The 18,050-nt window shown below is 38.2% G+C and carries 17 protein-coding genes; 8 read left to right on the forward strand and 9 right to left on the reverse strand.

All coding sequences use genetic code 11. The annotated features are described in order from the left end of the window. A partial coding sequence (locus N824_RS25430) for an IS3 family transposase (RefSeq protein WP_048907932.1) occupies positions 1-477 on the forward strand: 477 nt, incomplete at its 5' end. A 73-nt stretch (positions 478-550) separates the two neighbouring features. Here the strand turns inward: N824_RS25430 and tsf are convergent. From tsf to N824_RS25470, 8 genes are all read right to left on the reverse strand, one after another. Then, positions 551-1,390 carry a translation elongation factor Ts gene (tsf, locus tag N824_RS25435; protein WP_048907933.1) on the reverse strand — a complete coding sequence of 280 codons (840 nt, stop codon included), beginning with the start codon at positions 1,388-1,390 and terminating at the stop codon, positions 551-553. A 100-nt stretch (positions 1,391-1,490) separates the two neighbouring features. Continuing rightward, positions 1,491-2,321, reverse strand: a complete 831-nt coding sequence (gene rpsB / locus N824_RS25440) for a 30S ribosomal protein S2 (protein ID WP_048907934.1) — start codon at positions 2,319-2,321, stop codon at positions 1,491-1,493. 18 nt (positions 2,322-2,339) lie between these two features. Further along, positions 2,340-2,726: a 30S ribosomal protein S9 gene (gene rpsI, locus N824_RS25445; RefSeq protein ID WP_048907935.1), complete on the reverse strand. Its 387-nt coding sequence runs from the start codon at positions 2,724-2,726 to the stop codon at positions 2,340-2,342. An 11-nt stretch (positions 2,727-2,737) separates the two neighbouring features. Continuing rightward, complete coding sequence (gene rplM, locus N824_RS25450) at positions 2,738-3,181, reverse strand: 50S ribosomal protein L13 (RefSeq protein WP_048907936.1); 444 nt, start codon at positions 3,179-3,181, stop codon at positions 2,738-2,740. Positions 3,182-3,419: 238 nt separating this feature from the next. After that, positions 3,420-4,190: an SDR family NAD(P)-dependent oxidoreductase gene (locus N824_RS25455; protein ID WP_048907937.1), complete on the reverse strand. Its 771-nt coding sequence runs from the start codon at positions 4,188-4,190 to the stop codon at positions 3,420-3,422. 22 nt (positions 4,191-4,212) lie between these two features. After that, positions 4,213-4,629 carry an L-rhamnose mutarotase gene (locus N824_RS25460; RefSeq protein ID WP_084498452.1) on the reverse strand — a complete coding sequence of 139 codons (417 nt, stop codon included), beginning with the start codon at positions 4,627-4,629 and terminating at the stop codon, positions 4,213-4,215. 1 nt (position 4,630) lies between these two features. Beyond that, the gene (locus N824_RS25465) at positions 4,631-6,274 is read right to left on the reverse strand and encodes a sodium:solute symporter (protein WP_048907938.1); all 1,644 of its coding nucleotides are present in this window, start codon (positions 6,272-6,274) and stop codon (positions 4,631-4,633) included. Between the two features lie 20 nt (positions 6,275-6,294). Then, entirely contained in the window at positions 6,295-7,524 is a 1,230-nt protein-coding gene (locus tag N824_RS25470) for an enolase C-terminal domain-like protein (protein WP_048907939.1), read from the reverse strand. Positions 7,525-7,675: 151 nt separating this feature from the next. On the opposite strand from N824_RS25470, the gene N824_RS25475 reads away from it, so the two are divergent. The 7 genes from N824_RS25475 (at position 7,676) to N824_RS25505 (ending at position 17,602) form a co-directional block, all read left to right on the forward strand. Continuing rightward, positions 7,676-8,221 (forward strand): sigma-70 family RNA polymerase sigma factor, encoded by a 546-nt coding sequence (locus tag N824_RS25475; RefSeq protein ID WP_084498453.1) that lies wholly within the window; start codon positions 7,676-7,678, stop codon positions 8,219-8,221. A gap of 121 nt (positions 8,222-8,342) precedes the next feature. Beyond that, a complete protein-coding gene (locus N824_RS25480) occupies positions 8,343-8,984 on the forward strand; it encodes a hypothetical protein (protein ID WP_048907940.1) in 642 nt (213 codons plus the stop codon). 17 nt (positions 8,985-9,001) lie between these two features. Next, positions 9,002-10,249: a DUF4374 domain-containing protein gene (locus N824_RS25485; protein WP_048907941.1), complete on the forward strand. Its 1,248-nt coding sequence runs from the start codon at positions 9,002-9,004 to the stop codon at positions 10,247-10,249. 88 nt (positions 10,250-10,337) lie between these two features. Further along, a complete protein-coding gene (locus N824_RS25490; RefSeq protein ID WP_048907942.1) occupies positions 10,338-12,722 on the forward strand; it encodes a TonB-dependent receptor in 2,385 nt (794 codons plus the stop codon). Positions 12,723-12,750: 28 nt separating this feature from the next. After that, a complete protein-coding gene (locus N824_RS25495) occupies positions 12,751-13,953 on the forward strand; it encodes a DUF4374 domain-containing protein (protein ID WP_048907943.1) in 1,203 nt (400 codons plus the stop codon). Positions 13,954-13,977: 24 nt separating this feature from the next. Continuing rightward, positions 13,978-15,105: a PepSY domain-containing protein gene (locus N824_RS25500; protein ID WP_048907944.1), complete on the forward strand. Its 1,128-nt coding sequence runs from the start codon at positions 13,978-13,980 to the stop codon at positions 15,103-15,105. A 10-nt stretch (positions 15,106-15,115) separates the two neighbouring features. Then, the gene (locus N824_RS25505) at positions 15,116-17,602 is read left to right on the forward strand and encodes an outer membrane beta-barrel protein (RefSeq protein WP_084498455.1); all 2,487 of its coding nucleotides are present in this window, start codon (positions 15,116-15,118) and stop codon (positions 17,600-17,602) included. On the opposite strand, the gene N824_RS25510 is transcribed toward N824_RS25505, so the two are convergent. Then, a complete protein-coding gene (locus tag N824_RS25510; protein ID WP_048907946.1) occupies positions 17,586-17,936 on the reverse strand; it encodes a hypothetical protein in 351 nt (116 codons plus the stop codon). The genes N824_RS25505 and N824_RS25510 overlap by 17 nt on opposite strands. Positions 17,937-18,050: the final 114 nt, after the last annotated feature.

Below are 18,050 nucleotides of genomic sequence, written 5' to 3' on the forward strand. Positions count from 1 at the left end.
AAATGGGCTACGGACGTCACCCAAATGAACATTAAAGGGGAGAAGATTTACTTGTCTCCTATAATTGACCTGTTCAATGGGGAAGTCATTTCTTATACTATTTCAAAAAGTCCAAATATGCAGATGATAGAGAAAATGTTATATGAAGCTTTTGATAAAGTGAAAGATACAAAGGGACTTATTTTTCATTCTGACCAAGGCTGGCAATATCAACATTACGGATATAGAAAGGCTTTGGAAAAAAATGGAATTATTCAAAGCATGTCCAGAAAAGGAAACTGCTTAGATAATGCCTTGGCCGAAAGCTTTTTTGGCATCATGAAGACAGAATTGCTGTACAGACAGAGCTTTGAAACTGCGGAAGAATTTATCGCTTCATTAAAAGAATACATTTATTACTACAACAATAAAAGAATAAAAAACAGGTTAAATGGAAAGAGCCCGGTGGAATACCGAGCTCTCGCACAAAAAACTTAATTTTGTAATCCGTCCAACTTTTTGGGGTCACACCACCAGTGATATCCCCTCTTTTAATATAAAGTAAAAGCGATTACGCTCCTAACTGTACGCGTTTAAACGCAGTAACAGTTAAACCGTTAGCTGTATCATTTAAGAATTTACGAACATCTTTAGATGAATCTTTAACAAATTCCTGGTTTAATAAAGTACTGTCTTTGTAGAATTTATTCAATTTACCAGCAGCAATTTTTTCTACCATTTCTTCAGGTTTACCTTCAGCACGAATTTGTTCTTTAGCGATTTCAGTTTCACGTTCAATAGTAGTAGCATCAACATCAGCTTTGTCTAAAGCAACTGGGTTCATCGCAGCAATTTGCATCGCAACATCTTTTCCAGCTTCGTCAACACCAGCAACAGCTTGGTTTAAAGCAACCAAAACACCTAAACGGTAGTTACCGTGGATGTAAGGAACAACTTTCTCTCCTGATACTGTTTCGAATTTAGAGATACCGATTTTTTCACCGATTTTACCAGTGTTTTCGATAATGATATCAGAAACTTTCTGACCATCAACTTCTAAAGATAAAAGCTCTTCTAATGAAGCTGGGTTTTTATCGATAGCTAAATCAGTAAATTTGTTAGCTAAAGCAACGAAATCAGCGTTTTTAGCAACAAAGTCAGTTTCGCAGTTTAATTCAACAACAACACCACGTTTGCCATCAGCTGTAGCTTTAGCAATAACAACCCCTTCGTTAGAATCACGATCCTGACGCGAAGCTGCTACTTTAGCACCTTTTTTACGTAAGTAATCAACCGCAGCTTCGAAATCACCGTTAGCTTCGATTAATGCTTTTTTGCAGTCCATCATACCAGCACCGGTTTGTTGGCGCAATTTGTTTACATCTGCTGCAGAAATTTGTACTGTAGACATTTTATTTCCTTTTTAAGTTATTATCAAAAATTATGGGTTGTACGTGATTGTTGTAAGTAAACCTCCAACGCACAGCATACAACCCAAATTATATTATTAATTAAGCTTCTTCGCTTGTACCTTCTTCGGTTTCAGCTTCGCTACTTACTTTTTTTCTTCTTGCACCAGGAGCAGCAGCTTCAGGAGCATCAGCAGCAGCTTTAGCAGCTACAGCTTCTTTTTCAGTTTCTTCGTCTTTTTCACGTTTGCGCTCATCTAAACCTTCTTCAATTGCTTTGATGATAACATCAGTAATTAAAGAGATAGATTTAGTTGCATCATCATTCGCTGGGATTGGGAAATCGATGTTTGAAGGATCAGAGTTAGTATCAACCATTGCAAAAGTTGGAATGTTCAATTTCAACGCTTCGCTAACAGCGATGTGCTCTTTTTTAACGTCAATTAAAAAGATAGCAGCAGGTAAACGGTTTAAATCCGCGATACCACCTAATAAGCTTTCTAATTTGATACGCTCACGCTGAATCATTAAACGCTCCTTTTTAGAAAGGATTGAATAAGTACCGTCTTTAGTCATTTTATCGATGGTAACCATCTTTTTGATTGACTTACGTACAGTAGCAAAGTTAGTTAACATACCACCTAACCAACGTTCAGTTACGAAAGGCATGTTTACTTTTTTTGCTTGCTCAGCAACAATTTCTTTAGCTTGTTTCTTAGTAGCTACGAAAAGAATCTTACGACCAGATTTAACGATCTGTTTGATTGCTGAAGCAGCTTCTTCAGTTTTAGTTAAAGTTTTATTTAAATCTATAATGTGGATACCATTGCGCTCCATGAAAATGTAAGGCGCCATTTTTGGGTTCCATTTACGGGTAAGGTGACCAAAGTGTACACCTGCATCCAATAAGTCTTGATATGTAGTTCTTGCCATTGTTTTGTCTCCTTAAGATTAACGTTTACTGAATTGGAATTTCTTACGTGCTTTTTTACGTCCTGGTTTCTTACGTTCAACCATACGCATATCACGGGTCATTAACCCTTTAGCACGTAATGCTGGTTTTTTCTCAGCATCTAATTCAACAATAGCTTTAGCGATAGCTAAACGAACTGCTTCTGCTTGACCTTTAACACCTCCACCAGCTACGTTTACATTTACATCATACTGACCAACTAGTTCAGAAACTTCGAACGATTGGTTAACAATGTACTGTAATGGTAACGTTGGGAAATATACTTTGTGGTCTTTACCATTTACGGTAATAGTGCCGTTGCCTTCTTTTAAATAGATACGTGCAACAGCTGTTTTTCTTCTTCCTGAAGTGTTTGTAACTGACATTTCTTCTTTAATTAAAGTTTAATGGTTTTTGGTGATTGTGCTTCGTGCGGATGCTCTGAACCTGCGTAAACATATAAGTTGGTGTATAATTTAGCACCAAGTTTAGTTTTAGGTAACATACCACGAACAGCTTTCTCGATAACACGTTTTGGGTGTTTAGCCATTAACTCTTTTGGAGAAATGAAACGCTGACCACCTGGGTATCCGGTGTAAGAAGTATAAATTTTCTCTGAAAATTTATTTCCGGTCAACTTAACCTTGTCTGCATTAATAACGATAACGTTATCACCGCAGTCTACGTGTGGGGTATACTCAGGCTTGTTTTTACCACGGATGATCATTGCGATCTTCGATGACAAGCGCCCCAAAATCTCGCCTTGTGCGTCAACAACAACCCACTGTTTGTTAACAGTTTTTGCATTGGCAGAGACAGTTTTGTAACTTAACGTATTCACTTGCTTGTATTTAATTTGTTTAACAATTATTTATTCCCCCTAAATTTTAGGGACTGCAAAGATAGTGTAATATCTTTAATTGTCAAACAGTTGAAGAWMTWYYRWTMTTAKAATAACAACAAACACTCGCTGTCAGAAAATTCCAGGCAATTTTTATGCAATGTTTACACAGGGTTTATACAATCAAAAGCCGCTTAAACACCCCTTTACAATCGTGTGATTAAAGGACAACCAGGCCTTATCTTACCGACCTGTACCCAAGCTCTGCACCGCCACTAACGGGCAAAATTGTTCCGGTAATAAACCTGGCCTTTTCCGAAAGTAGAAAAACACAGGCATCAGCAATCACATCTCCCTCCGGACAATAGCCCAATGGATGTATATCGTCCAGGTATTGCGCTATTGAAGCCGGATTCTGTTGTTCTTTACTCCACTGTCGCAGCATAGGAGTCCAAACCCCGGCTGGCAGAACCGCATTTACACGTATTTTGTATTGCGCATAATCCAGCGCCATCGATTTTGTTAGCGTATTCATTGCGCCTTTAGTAGCAGTGTAAGCCGCATGGTTTTCCTGACCTATTTCTCCAACAAGACTACTTGTATTCAAAATACATCCTTTAGATTCTTTTAATGCTTCAAATCCATATCGGGTTGTATAGAGTATACTTTTCAAATTCACATTCATCAAATTTTCCCATTCCTCATCGCTGGTCTCATGTAAAGGTTTAGACGGCGAGGCCACACCTGCATTGTTATGGATCGCATCTAATTTCCCATAATGGGCTATTGCCTGTGCAATTGCTGTTTCAACATTTTCAGCTTTAGATACATCGCATACGATACCAAGATGCGATGACCCCAATTGCCTTACAGCCTCTTCAACAGGTTGAGGCGAAGAGGCCGCAACAACCACATTTGCACCAGCTTCAGCATAAGCCTTTGCACACTCAAAACCAATCCCTGCTGAACCTCCTGTGAGGAAAATAACTTTACCGGATAATAATTGCATATTCACTATTTTTCTATAAATCTTAATCTGTATGGAAAACCTGCTCCATATCTGTCCATATTTTCTTTTTAGCCGCTGTTTCGGGCAACGGTTGCTGGCAAGGGTCAGTTTCTTTCCACCACCGCTGAGTCTCCGGATCATCAGCCATCTTCTTCATATCGGCATCAAAATCGGCACCTGCATATTCAAAATAGCTGAATAAATAATAGGCATCACCTATCTTTTGCAGATAGATTGAATAATTCCTGATGTTACATTCTTTTATTTTTTTTAAAACGGATGGCCAGGCATTAGCATGTAATTGCTTATAGTAAGCCAGTTTTTCGGGCTTTAAACCGGTTACAGAACCAAATCGTTTAACATCAACCTGTTTGGTTTCTTCTTTACAACCGGTCAGAAAAAGGCCGGTAATAAATACAATGAGAATATATTTTTTCATTTTATCTGAATATATAATACAATACACCTGTCACCAACAAGAGCAAACCCGACAATACTTTGTAATTTCCTAATCCCTTCCAGGCATTGCCCTGCAAAGGCTCCCAGGGCGATTTCCAATAAAGCTGTGCGCTCTCTTCGGTATGTTGCACCGGATAGATATAAGAGAAGCTTACCTGAATAACCACGCAGGTACAAAAAAGGTAAAATGCCATCATCATAAACGGTATATGGCCAATTAGGGTTTCAGGAAATATCTTATTGATGGCAAATACCACTACCCCCAGAACAGACCCGATCCATAAGGTTAGTTTGGCAGATTGGGCAGATGCTCCTTTCCAAAAAACACCCAGCAAAAACACACATGTTATTGGCGGGGCAATGTGCGCTATAATATCATTGATGCCACTAAATATGCTTTCATACCGATTTAATAAAGGCAACAATCCTAATGAAAATACAAGGGCAATACCAGCTGCCATTTTCCCTATCCTGATCAATTGTTTATCTGATGCCTCGGGGCGATAACGCTGATACATATCGTAACTCACCATTGTTGAAATGGAATTTAAGGCTCCTGAAACCTGACTCATTAAGCCCGATAAAAGGGCTGCTACTAAAACACCAATCAATCCTGAAGGCAGCAGCTGAGTGATCATCAGGGTATAAATGCCCTTTGAGTTTACATTTCCCTTATCGTCAACACCTAAACTACTTACGTCTAAATGTCCGGTCTGCACCAAAGTATAGGCGAACAAGCCTGGCAACACAAAAATAAAAACAGGTAAGATTTTTATAAAACCACAAAATAACGGCCCTACTCTTGCGTGATTCTCATCTTTAGCACCAAGCACCCGCTGTACAATGGTCTGATCTGCACACCAATACCAGATGCCCAAAATAGGATAGCCTAAAAACACAGTATACCAGGGCATACCGCTGCTATCACCATGCGGGCGAAGCATCGAAAGTTTATCCATCTCACCTTTATTTTTTAATACATCCGTCATTGGTTCCCATCCACCCATTTTATAAAAGGCAGCATAGCTGATAATAAAGGCTCCTGTCAGCAAAACAACTGTTTGAATAGATTCTGTTACAACAACAGCTTTTAGCCCGCCTATGATGGTATAAATAGCTGTGACTATACAAATTACAATTACACTCACATACATGTTCAATCCAAACAGGGTCTTTAATACAATACCACCTGCCAGCATAGAGAATGCGATATGGATAATTATTGCTGATACTACTGAAATGACAGCGAGCCAGTCGCGACTGGAACGGTCGTAGCGCTTTTCCAGAAAATCGGGCAGCGTAGCAACACCCGACTTAATGTAAAATGGCACAAAAAAGAGCGACAACAAGATAAGTGTAAACGCTGCCATCCATTCAAAATTACCATTAAGCAAACCACTATCAAACCCGCTTTGCGCAAGGCTAACCAAATGGACTGTAGAAATATTTGTGGCAAACAGCGCCAATCCTATTGCCGGCCATTTCAGCGTTTTACCTGCCAGAAAATACTCGCCGGCAGCATTTGCTTTGCTTTTACGCCGGTGACTGATCCCCGCCCATAAGCCTATAGCTAAAATACCGAGTATATACAGGATACTAATGCTTAAGTCTAGTGATTTTAACATTGGTTATATTTTTCTGGTGTTTAATTTAAGGGTTTCAAATCGCAACTGCTGCCAGGCTCCATTGGCGTTTTATAAACCCCGCCTTCTATAATAACCGGATGTACAAAGTGCTTTTGCAAATGGGGAATGTGTTCCAGAAATAAAGCTTCATGACCCATTGTAATATGATTAAATAGCACCAAATGCTGATGAAGCTGCCCCATATCGCCTACATGGGGTACCACTGGAATTCCATATTTGCGACAAAGCAGGCTAATAGTAATAAATTCACTTACGCCACCTACCCTTACTGCATCAACCTGCATAAAACCTGCAGATCCGGTTTGCAAATAGTTCTTAAAGATAATCCGGTTTGGCACATGCTCTCCTAATGCAAGTTTGGTTGGGGCAATAGCATCGGCCAGTGTTTTATGCGCAAGTATATCATCCGGATGAGTTGGCTCTTCTATCCAGTATGGATTCATGCCCTGCAGCTCTTTGCATATTTTTAGTGCTTGTGGTAATGTCCACTGCTGGTTTGCATCCAGCATTACCTTTACATCATTTCCAGCTACTTCACGCACTATATGAGACCTGCGGATGTCCCTTTGCGGATCAGTACTGCCAACTTTCAGTTTCATAGCTGTAAATCCTTCAGCAATGGCTTTCTTACAATTTTCACGGACCTTTTCATCTGAATAGTTAAACCAGCCTATTGAAGTATCATACCCTGGATAGCCCTTGGTAATGATTTGCTTGCGAGCCTCTTTACCAGCCTCATTTTCTTTTAATAATTGCAAAGCCTGGCTGGCTGTAAACTCATCTTCTAAATAAGACAGATCAAGCGTATTTACTATTTCCTGTGGTGATAAATCATTTAACAATTTCCAAAGTGGAACCCCTCTCTTTTTTGCCCAAAGGTCATAACAGGCATTGGTAACAGAAGCAAGAGCCAAATGTACTATACCTTTATGTGGTCCAAGCCAACGAAATTGCTGCTCATTGGACAGCTGATTAAACACACTTCCAAAATCAAACATCAGTTCTTCAATATCTCTTCCCTTTAGCTGATCTGCATAGAACTGCGCAGCCTTGCATACAAGGTCATTTCCTTCTCCAAGAGTAAATGCAAAACCCGTCCCTACCAAACCATTATCATCAACAAGATTGGTTACTGCATAAGAATATATGGGATCACGATGAATGGCATCACTGCCCGCACCTTTAGCTAGCGGAAACCTGGCATCCTGTATATTTATCCTTTTAATCATAAATCTAAATTAGTGTGTTCCTTTGCTCCGAACAATGCATTATACTTCTGTTTTAATGAATTATTCTATTACTTTAAATAATTCTTCATTACATTGTTTATAACAAGTCTAAATAAGCTATATTTGCCCAGAATCACAAAACGCCAGGGCATTGTCAGACAGAAAAGCTACAGATTATGACACCAATCCTCTCCGGATCGACGAACAAGCGTTCGAAACCGTATATAATCTGTATTGGGAAAAAGTTTATGCTGTTTGCTACAACAATATCCGTGAAATAGAACCTGCAAAAGAGATGGTTCAGGATATCTTTAAGTCACTTTGGGAACGACGCCACGAGCTTGAACTTGAAAAAGTAAGCAACTATCTAATCAGATCTGCCAAGTTTAAAACTTTCGAATACATCAGAAATAAAGTTAGCAGACAAAAGCATGTAACCATCAAAATGCAATATGAATGTTCATCCAGCAACTGCACCGAAGAGCATGTTTTATTTAACAATCTTAAAGAAAAGGTAAATATCCTTGTAGATACGCTGCCGTGCCAATGCAAAAGAGTTTACAAGATGAGCCGCGAGCAAGGGCTTAGCAATAAAGAAATTGCCTCTGCTCTTTTAATTACAGAACGTGCGGTAGAATATCATATTACCAAAGCAATGAGCGTGCTCAAAATTAAACTTGCTCCCTATAATAATTAATTTTCAATAATGCTTACGGAAATTACGGTGTTATGCTACTTACATTTAAAGAGCTAATTTTATATAAGTTTATATTACTTTTACCAAAGGGACCTATAGTTTAGGTAACTGTAAAGCCATTATGAATATCAATCAAGAACTGATAGAGAGATACCATAGAGATGAGTGCACCAAAGAGGAACGCAAGGCGGTAGAGGATTGGCTGTTTACAGATGATTTTGCAGAAGAGCTTGATCTTCCTATAGGTGAGAACAAGACCGAACACAAGGCCTCTATTTGGAATGAAATAGCTCCTGTGCTTCCCAAAGAACGCATTATCAAAAGCCATTTGTTTTCATTTTGGAAAGGTGCAGTTGCTGCGTCATTTGTTTTAGGATTAATAGGTCTGAGTTTTTATCCACTTACATTAAAAACAAAAAATGATTCGCCTCAACTCGTATCAATTGATAATACTTCTGCAATAAGCGTAAGACATCTTGATTCTAAAGGATATAATATTTCTGTTGGGCCCAATACATTTGCCAAGATTAATTACGCAACAGGTTCAGTTGATCTTTCGGGAAGTATGCTGATTTCTCCTAAAAAGGATGTAGAGCTTAAATTTAAAGGAACTGACAAAAAGATATCTTTAAAAATGGGACAAACCTACATTATCCTAAATGGTAAAACAGGTGAGGATAAGATCATTGTAGTTAGCGAAAGAAACCTGATGGACCTGCCACCTGTGCTACAAAAACAAATTATAAATCAGTTCAGCATCTAATAAACCCCTGACCGTCCTTGCAAGAAAAAACAATATATAAATCTGTTAAAAAGGTCATTCTTTTATTAGCCGTAGCAATATTATCACTAAGCATTTATTCCTGCTCTCAAAAACATGAGCACACAAGTGTACTGGGTGGTAAGAATTACAGCATCTATATTCTTGGAAAAAATGGTAAAGAATATATTATTGAAACGAACGCCTTAGATAGTGGTAAAATATTACCTGAAAAACAGGGTGCTATTTTGGATGTAAAAACAATGGACAGAGATATCATTGTTAAAGACGGCAGCTATTATCATTTAAACAGAAAGAAAGCCCAACTATCTAAATACAATATACAGAATGATTCCTTGTATACTATTGCATCTATACCACTAAAAGATTTTTCGATAGAGAATTACTTCTGGGCAGGCAAAGATTCTTTGTTGTTAACAGGCTTGGACATTAAAGATTTTACGCAAACAAAGTATGTTCTGATTGAAACCGGAAAGATGAGTATGCTCTCTTCAGGTAATCTTGCTATTCCGCAGCCCTCGGGCAAGTTTACTTCTATGTCAATTGGCTTTGTAGAATTGCGTAAAAGTCATCTCTTTATTGGTTATACTTATCATCAGCAATTAAGTTCTTCTAATTACACAACGAGTGATACTACTTATATTGCTGAGTTGGGTTATCCTCAAATGAAACTTTTAAAGATCAACAAAGATACCCGCTCAACCTATCCGGGGGGGATAAACACCGTGCAATCATATTCCTTTAATGATGAACAGAACAATTATTACTTCATGTCGTGCCCCGGAATTGCGCTTGGCAATCGCCCTGATCTGCCGACTGGAATATTCAGAATTAAAGCGGGAGCGGAAAGTCTGGATAAGGACTACTTTATTAATATATCTTCATCGGTGGTAAAAAACCATGCCTATGGCATGTGGTACCTTGGCAACAACAAGGCCATTATAAGAAGTGAAAGAAAGGATCTTTTTAAAGGGCTTGGTGATCATTACAGCACTGCTCATTTTGAATTTTACCTGATCGATCTTGCTGCCGCAAAGGTGCTAAAGAAACTAGATCTTCCTCTTGATAAGGGAACAAGAAGAGAGTGCGTTATTGTAAAAGACAACATAGCGTATATTGCTGTAAACTCAAGTACTAAAGGCAACTTTGTATGGATGTACAATGTCGAAACAAACAGTTTAAAAAAAGGCCTTGAACTGGCTGGCAATACCGATTTTATAATGCGTATTGACAAGCTAAATCCTTAGCATCAATTATTTTAATATTTTTTGCTTTCTCACCTTCGGGAAAGTTGTGGTTATGCTACTTACAGTATAAATACACAATATTAAAGTAATGTTATATCGTAAAATTCTACTTTCAATACTCTTTATTTCTTTCTCATCTTATGCGTTCGCACAAAATTCTTCAATCTCAGGATTTGTAAAAGACAGCACCGCAACTATTTCTGGTGCTTCGGTTTTATTAAAGAACACCAAAACAGGAATTACCACAGATTCAAAAGGATATTTTGCATTAGCTGGACTCTTAAAAGGAACTTATACCATTCAGGTAACATATCTAGGTTATCTCACAGAATCAAGGCGGATAACGTTAAAGGAGAACGAAAAGCTTGACATCGATTTCTTGTTAAAAAGAGACCATCGGTTACTAAACGATGTTGCAATTGATGGCAAGACTAAAGCTCGTGAAGCAAAGGAATCGGGATTTTCAGTAAATGCAATTGAAACAAAAAAGTACGCAAATACTACTGCCGACCTGAATCAGATCCTGAATAGAAGTACCGGTGTCAGGATTCGTGAACAAGGCGGTCTTGGATCTGATTTCAAGTTCTCCATTAATGGGTTATCTGGAAAACAAGTGAAATTTTTTATTGATGGCATCCCAATGGATGTAATGGGAAGCGCAATGTCATTAAATAATATTCCTGTTAACCTAGCTGAGCGTTTAGAGGTTTACAAAGGAGTTGTGCCTGTTCAATTAGGAGCAGATGCAATGGGCGGAGCAGTAAATGTGATAACAAACCAGAGGGTAAGCAACTACCTGGATCTGAGTCATAGTTATGGCTCGTTTAGCACTAACCGGTCAGCATTAACAGGACAATATGTTCATGAAAAAACAGGTATTATTATAAAAGGCAGTGGCTTTTTCAACTCATCTGTAAACAACTACAAAATGAAAGATGTTGATGTTGTTGTTGGTGGCGTAAGAGATGGCAATTACATTTCAGATGTTACCGATGCTGAATATGTTAAGGCGGATGTTAGACGTTTTCATGATAATTATTTATCGGCCCTTGGCCAGGTGGAGGTAGGCGTAACCAAAAAAACATGGGCAGATGTGCTTTTCATTGGAGCCGGATATAATGAAGGTCATCAGGACTTACAAACTGGCTTCGACCAGAATACTGTATACGGAAAGGTTAGAAGAACCAACTATGCAAAAAGCGGAACTTTAAGGTACAAAAAAGACAACTTATTTACCGAAGGCTTGAGTTTGAGCGCATTTGCAGCAAGATCCAGAGACTCTTATAAAACCACAGATACCCTCTTCCGCAATTATAACTGGGATGGAACTTGGTACGATAAAGGGTACACAGAAATGGGTAGTGGCATTAAAACTATTGCCAACATCATAAGACCACGCACTTATGCAATGGGTAACTTGAGTTATGTGATCAATAGTCAGCACTCATTAAACCTTAATTATACTCTTGATCGTTTAAAAAACGAGAACTTCAATCAGCTACAGGTAGATCGCGACAGTCTTCCCGGCTTGATGAATAAACAGATTGTAGGTTTTGCTTATCAGCAGAATTTATTAGAAAATCGCTTGGTAAACACCTTGTTTGGTAAATACTATCATCTTGGATTAGAAAGAGCTAAATATATTAACGGGGCCTATGCATTATTGGATACTGCCTTTGGAAATTTTGGATATGGAATAGCTTCAAGATATAAATTAACGCAAGGCCTGGGTATTAAGACCTCCTATGAACATACTTACAGACTACAGGAGGCGGAAGAAATGTTCGGAGATGGATTGAACCTTCAAGGTAATCCAGATTTAAAACCTGAGCGCAGTGATAACATAAATTTTGGTGCATATTATGGTTTCCAAATTAATAAGAGCTCCTTTTTTATTGAAGCTTCTGGATTTTATCGCAATGCAAAGGACTTTATTTTTCCTGTGCCTGATGTGCGCTCCAAATTGCTGAAAAATGAGAACCAATCAAGCGTTCGGATTACAGGCTTTGAATCTGAAGTAAGATATAACTATGCTCAGCTTCTTTCTCTTACATTAAACCTTACTTATCAAAATGCGATAAATACCACAAAATTTGGCCAGACTGAATCTTACTATGTTGAAGGAACGTATAAAAATAAAATCCCTAATCAACCATGGCTATTCGGAAACGCCGACTTTACCATTGGTAAAGACAATTTGCTCGGAAAAGATACCCGTTTGCAGCTTAACTGGTTTACACAGTATGTAAACTGGTTTTATCTGACTTGGGAAAGTAAAGGAAATCCAAATGGAAAATCCGACATCCCAACACAATTTATCCATAATGCATCTCTAAGTTATTCGCTTCAAAAAGGCAAATATAACATCTCTGCAGAGTGCAGAAATCTAACAGATCATCTTGCATACGACAACTTTAAACTGCAAAAACCTGGTAGATCATTCTCCGTTAAATTCAGATACTTCATTCAATAAATAGACTTACCACTAATAATTCATAAACATGAATAAATTATTTTACTACACCTCCAAACTGCTACTGATTGCATTAATACTCATATCAGTTAGCGGATGCGAAAAAAGAGATATTGGCAATGTAGAAGAAGGATCAAAATATTCAGCAATTCTATGTGTTGGTAGCTGGCCAAATACAGCTTATTATATCACAAGTATTCCTTCATTAACCAGCGGAACAATTAGCCTAAAGGGTAATGGCGCAGAAATGACAGGAAAAGTATATGCACAGGATGTAGTTCAGAAAGATGGCTTTTATTACCATGCAAATGCCAATAGCGGGCGTTTAGGGAAATATCACGTGGAAAATGGATCATTGCTTATCGACAAAGAAATTCCTTTTGCATGGTTAAACTGGAGTTCATATACCTGGGCGGATAACAACACATTAGTTATTTTCGGGGAGGGGAATGGAGAAGCCCGTTATGCAGTGGTCAAGGTTGATAAAATGACCATTAAAACCGGTACACTTAGCCTTGAGACTATTCCTTCAGGATTTCAGACGTATAATATAGGTTTTGCAGAATACAGAGCTAACAAGCTATTTCTGGGATATGGTTTCGGCTCTAATGACTGGGCTCAGTATCCGAACATGCCTGTTTATCAAAAATCATTTGTAGCTGTTATAGACTATTCAACTATGGCAGTTGAAAAATCATTAGTTGATACCCGTACTACAGGGCTTGGTGGGCCAAATGTTTACGCTCCATCATCTTTTGTTGATGAAAACAACGACCTGTATTTTATTAGTGATCCAGTAAATGTTTATGACTATAAATCGCCGGCAGTAATGTATCGCATTAAAAACGGACAAACAGAAATTGACCCCAGCTATTTCTTCAATTTCTCTGCTGCTGCCAATAATGAAATGGCTCCTGCAATGTGGTACATTGGTAATGGAAAAGCTATTGTAAGATCGCGTATTGCGGGGCAGTCTATTGATACCGATCACTACTTCCGTGTTATCGATGTAAAAAATGGTTCTTTAATTAAAAAGTTAGATCTACCCGTGGATAAAGGCGAGCGTATGGTAAACGGAGTAATTGTTGAAGACGGAAAGGCCTTTATAGCGGTTAATGCTGCTGACAGGGACTACATATGGGAGTATGATCCTACTACTGAAAAATTAACAAGAGGTGTTGAATTTATAGGTGGGATTGACTACATCCTTCGTATAGAAAAACTGAAATAGTAGATATAACTTTTGACTTTATAAATGGCTTTCAAAAAAATCAATGCCTGGTTTCATTTATGGTTAGGACTAGCTTCAGGAATTATAGTATTTATCCTAAGCATTACCGGCTGTGTTCTGGTATTTAAACAAGAAATAAAAAGCGTTAGCTCTCCCTGGCTACATGCCAAAAAAGCTACCGAGGGCGATGAGTTTCTACCGCCTTCGGTGCTTTATAAGTCTGTTCAAAAAACTTTACCGGGTAAGGAAGTTGAATCCATATGGTATTACGGAGAAAACCGGACTGCACAACTTACCATTCATGAATCAGATTCCATTGTTTACGTAAACCCATATACTGCAAATGTGGTTGCTATGGTTGATCATGAAGATCTCTTTCATTTTTTTGAGGATGGACATTACTATTTTTGGTTACCGGAAAAAATAGGGCATCAGGTAGTTGGATGGGGTACTTTTATCTTCTTTCTTCTCCTGATAAGTGGACTCATATTATGGTGGCCAAAGAAATGGACTAAAAAAACACGAGAGCAGAGTTTTAAAATAAAATGGCAGGCAAAATTTAAACGGGTAAACTATGACCTTCATAATGTACTCGGTTTTTATTCCATCATTATAGCAATCATTATGGCATTTACTGCATTAATGATGAGTTTTACCTGGTTTAACAAAGGTGTATACTGGATGGCCGGCGGAGAAAACAAGCCACGCATACAGGCATTGTCTGACACAACAAGCAATCCTCAATCAAATATGCTTACACAGGTTGATAAGGCCTGGCGTAAAGGGATAAACGAAATTGCTGAACATGAACGTCAAGATATTCTGATGCATTTCCCCGAGAAAGCCTCAGATCCGATCTACGTTTGTACAGATATGTACAGGGGAACGTGGCGAGATGTTTATCTGGATCAGCATACACTTGCAGAATTGCCTGCATCAAACAAAAGATTAAGGGATGAAGACCTTGCATCCTGGATCCGCCGCTCTAATTATGGTTTACATGTGGGGGCATTTGCGGGCCTTACCACTAAGATCATTTATTTCTTTGCCAGCCTTATATGTGCCAGCTTACCGGTTACCGGCTTCTACGTATGGTGGGGTAAAAGAAAAAAAGCTACTAAAAAGAATAAACTAGTTCCGATACTCTCTTAAATAAAAACCTATGAAAACATATATTATGGGAAGCCTAAAGCTTGCTACAGGAATTCTATTACCCTTTATTTTGCTTATTTTCTTAATCGCTTGCCAAACACCTTGCTATGCACAAATCAAGGGAAATATATCAGGAAAAGTAGTTGATACTGAAGGGGCTCCAATAGAATATGTTTCCGTAGGCTTGCTCTATGAAGATGGAAAAATGGTAAAAGGAGCATTAAGTGACTCGACTGGTAAATTCACATTTTCGGCTGTCCCTGATGGGAAATACCTTGTAAAGGTCAGTGGCGTAAGCTATCATCCGCTTACTACCCAAACATTTATTATTTCTATCGAAAACAGAATACTGGATTTGGGGCTTTTAAAGTTAAAGGAGGATAGCAAATCACTAAATGCGGTAGTGATCTCGGCACAGAAAAAGCTAATAGAACAGACTATAGATAAGACCGTGATCAATATAGAAAACAGCATTCTGTCTGAAGGCAATACTGCCTTAGAGCTCCTCGAAAAAGCTCCTGGCGTTAGGGTTGGTGAAGACGGACAGATTTCTTTAAAAGGGCGTTCTGGTGTATTGGTAATGATTAATGGAAAATCTACTTATCTCTCTCCAAAAGAATTAAGCACGCTATTAAAGGGAACCAATTCCTCTTCAATTTCAAAAATAGAGATCATGAGCAATCCATCTGCTAAATATGATGCTGCAGGAAATGGAGGTATCATCAATATCCAGATGAAAAAAAATATGAAAACCGGCTTAAATGGATCCGTAACTTTAAATGGAGGAGCGAGTAGAAATGCCCGTTACGGTAGCGCATTAGGCTTAAATTACAGAAACGACAAGGTGAATATTTACGGGAGCTATGATTACGCTTATCGTGGTGAAACAGAATACCTGGATTTTGTAAGACGTTTTTATGATACCGGCAATATTGGTGGTATCCCAAGCCGAGCTTCTTATCAGGATACAGAAACCGATGAACCACTGCACACAAATAATTTCAGACTTGGGCTTGATTATGAGCTGGACAGTTCCAACACAATCGGTTTGCTTATAAACGGTAATGTTGGTAAATATACACACGATAGTAAGACAGGAAACAGGTTAATTTCTGGTGATGGAACAATAATTAGTCGTATGGCTACAACGAATTATGACCAGCAGAGCTGGAAAAACTTGACTTACAATGTCAACTATCTTCATAAATTTAAAAAAGAAGGCAGGACATTCTCTGCTGATGCCGATTTTGCAAGCAATAGCTTTACTTCAAAACTAAATCTAAAAACAACAATACTTCAGTCGGCCGATGGGCAGACCGAAACAACCACAAACAGACGGGGATACGTGCCTGCTGTAACAGATGTTTACCTTGTCAAGGTAGATTACTCAGATCCACTTACCAAAACAATAAAATTAGAAAGTGGATTAAAAAGCAGTATCATACAATCTGACAATAACCTCCGATACGATATCTTAAACAATGGCAACTGGGAATATGACAATAATGGCAGCAATCATTTCAAGTATAAAGAACAGATACATGCAGCGTACTTCAACATTAATAAAGAATTTAAAGGCTTTAGCGTACAAGCAGGTTTAAGAGGAGAATATACGAGAACACAGGGCCATCAAATAACTACTGATTCTTTATTGACCCGCAGCTACTTTCAACTGTTTCCAAGTGTATTTATTAACAAGCCTATCGGCAGTAATCATCAAGTTCAGGCTGCTTATAGCCGAAGAATAGAAAGACCAGATTACGGGGACCTCAATCCGTTCAGAGTGTTCAGAGATCCACTCCTTTTTTATCAGGGCAATCCTTTCTTAAAACCAGAACTGATTAATACCTTTCAATTGAGCCATAGTTTTAAGGGGAAGTATACTACTGCAATAAACTACAACCAAACCACCGATGTGATTACCTGGTTAAGTGGTCAGATAGATTCATTAAATACCACGTTCGAATCTCCTCAAAACTTAAGCAGGCTAATTAACTATGGCATTAGCTTTACTGCTTCTACCACATTTTTTGATTGGTGGAATGGAACACATTTCGCAAATATCTTTCGTAACGAGTATAAAGGAAACGTGCAAAACAATACGTTTAACAACAATACAACAAGCTTTAGCTTCAACTCTCAAAACTCAATTAAGGCTGGCAAGGGCTACACGATGGAGTTAAGTGGCCTTTACTACTCTGGCTCAGTTTATGGTATATCAACCTACAAAGGAAGCTATGCAATATCAACCGGTGTACAAAAAACCATATTGAAAGACAAGGGAAACATTAAGCTTATGGTAAATGACATTTTCCAATCTTACAGATACAAGGAACAAACAAAATATCAGAACATAGATATGTATACCAATAAAAGACCTGATAGCCGTAGGGTAATGTTGTCTCTTTCTTACCGTTTCGGTAATCAGGACCTCAGTAAAAAAGATCGGAAGACAGGCAGTGAGGATATTCAGAACAGAATTAAGGGCGGTGGATAAGCAATAGTATACTTTGAATTATTATCCCGGCAATTAAACAGGTACTAACGATAATATATAGCCAGCTATTTCCAAAATAATTATGCTCAAACGAAGACACGATTACATTGTACGTCCATATTGCCAAAAAACCAGCAAACACCAACACTGGCAGCCCAAGTATAAGAGGTATCACAGTCGGTTTTATGTCCTTCTCGGCACTGCTGATGGTGAGTGCACTAAAAGCAATTACCATGAAAACGCCAATCATTGCATAAGATGTACTGCTTAGCAAGTAGAACAAAAAATATACAATTGCCAATACAATGTTTACATAAGATATAGACTTTAACATCTGTTAAAGATACTGATTCAAATGCAGGGACAGCAGTTTACAGATTAAGAAAAATGTAAAACAAGAGAACCATTCGGCTTTATTTTTGTTTAACTTTCATAAAAGAATATCATT

This window comes from Pedobacter sp. V48 (genome assembly GCF_000523515.1).
In the GTDB taxonomy this organism is placed as follows: Bacteria; Bacteroidota; Bacteroidia; order Sphingobacteriales; family Sphingobacteriaceae; genus Pedobacter.

Coding starts and splice junctions, on each gene's coding strand:
- tsf (WP_048907933.1), bottom strand. CDS start 1,390: ATGTCTACAGTACAAATTTCTGCAGCAGATGTAAACAAATTGCGCCAA.
- rpsB (WP_048907934.1), bottom strand. CDS start 2,321: ATGGCAAGAACTACATATCAAGACTTATTGGATGCAGGTGTACACTTT.
- rpsI (WP_048907935.1), bottom strand. CDS start 2,726: ATGTCAGTTACAAACACTTCAGGAAGAAGAAAAACAGCTGTTGCACGT.
- N824_RS25455 (WP_048907937.1), bottom strand. CDS start 4,190: ATGCAATTATTATCCGGTAAAGTTATTTTCCTCACAGGAGGTTCAGCA.
- N824_RS25460 (WP_084498452.1), bottom strand. CDS start 4,629: ATGAAAAAATATATTCTCATTGTATTTATTACCGGCCTTTTTCTGACC.
- N824_RS25465 (WP_048907938.1), bottom strand. CDS start 6,274: ATGTTAAAATCACTAGACTTAAGCATTAGTATCCTGTATATACTCGGT.
- N824_RS25470 (WP_048907939.1), bottom strand. CDS start 7,524: ATGATTAAAAGGATAAATATACAGGATGCCAGGTTTCCGCTAGCTAAA.
- N824_RS25480 (WP_048907940.1), top strand. CDS start 8,343: ATGAATATCAATCAAGAACTGATAGAGAGATACCATAGAGATGAGTGC.
- N824_RS25490 (WP_048907942.1), top strand. CDS start 10,338: ATGTTATATCGTAAAATTCTACTTTCAATACTCTTTATTTCTTTCTCA.
- N824_RS25495 (WP_048907943.1), top strand. CDS start 12,751: ATGAATAAATTATTTTACTACACCTCCAAACTGCTACTGATTGCATTA.
- N824_RS25500 (WP_048907944.1), top strand. CDS start 13,978: ATGGCTTTCAAAAAAATCAATGCCTGGTTTCATTTATGGTTAGGACTA.
- N824_RS25505 (WP_084498455.1), top strand. CDS start 15,116: ATGAAAACATATATTATGGGAAGCCTAAAGCTTGCTACAGGAATTCTA.
- N824_RS25510 (WP_048907946.1), bottom strand. CDS start 17,936: ATGTTAAAGTCTATATCTTATGTAAACATTGTATTGGCAATTGTATAT.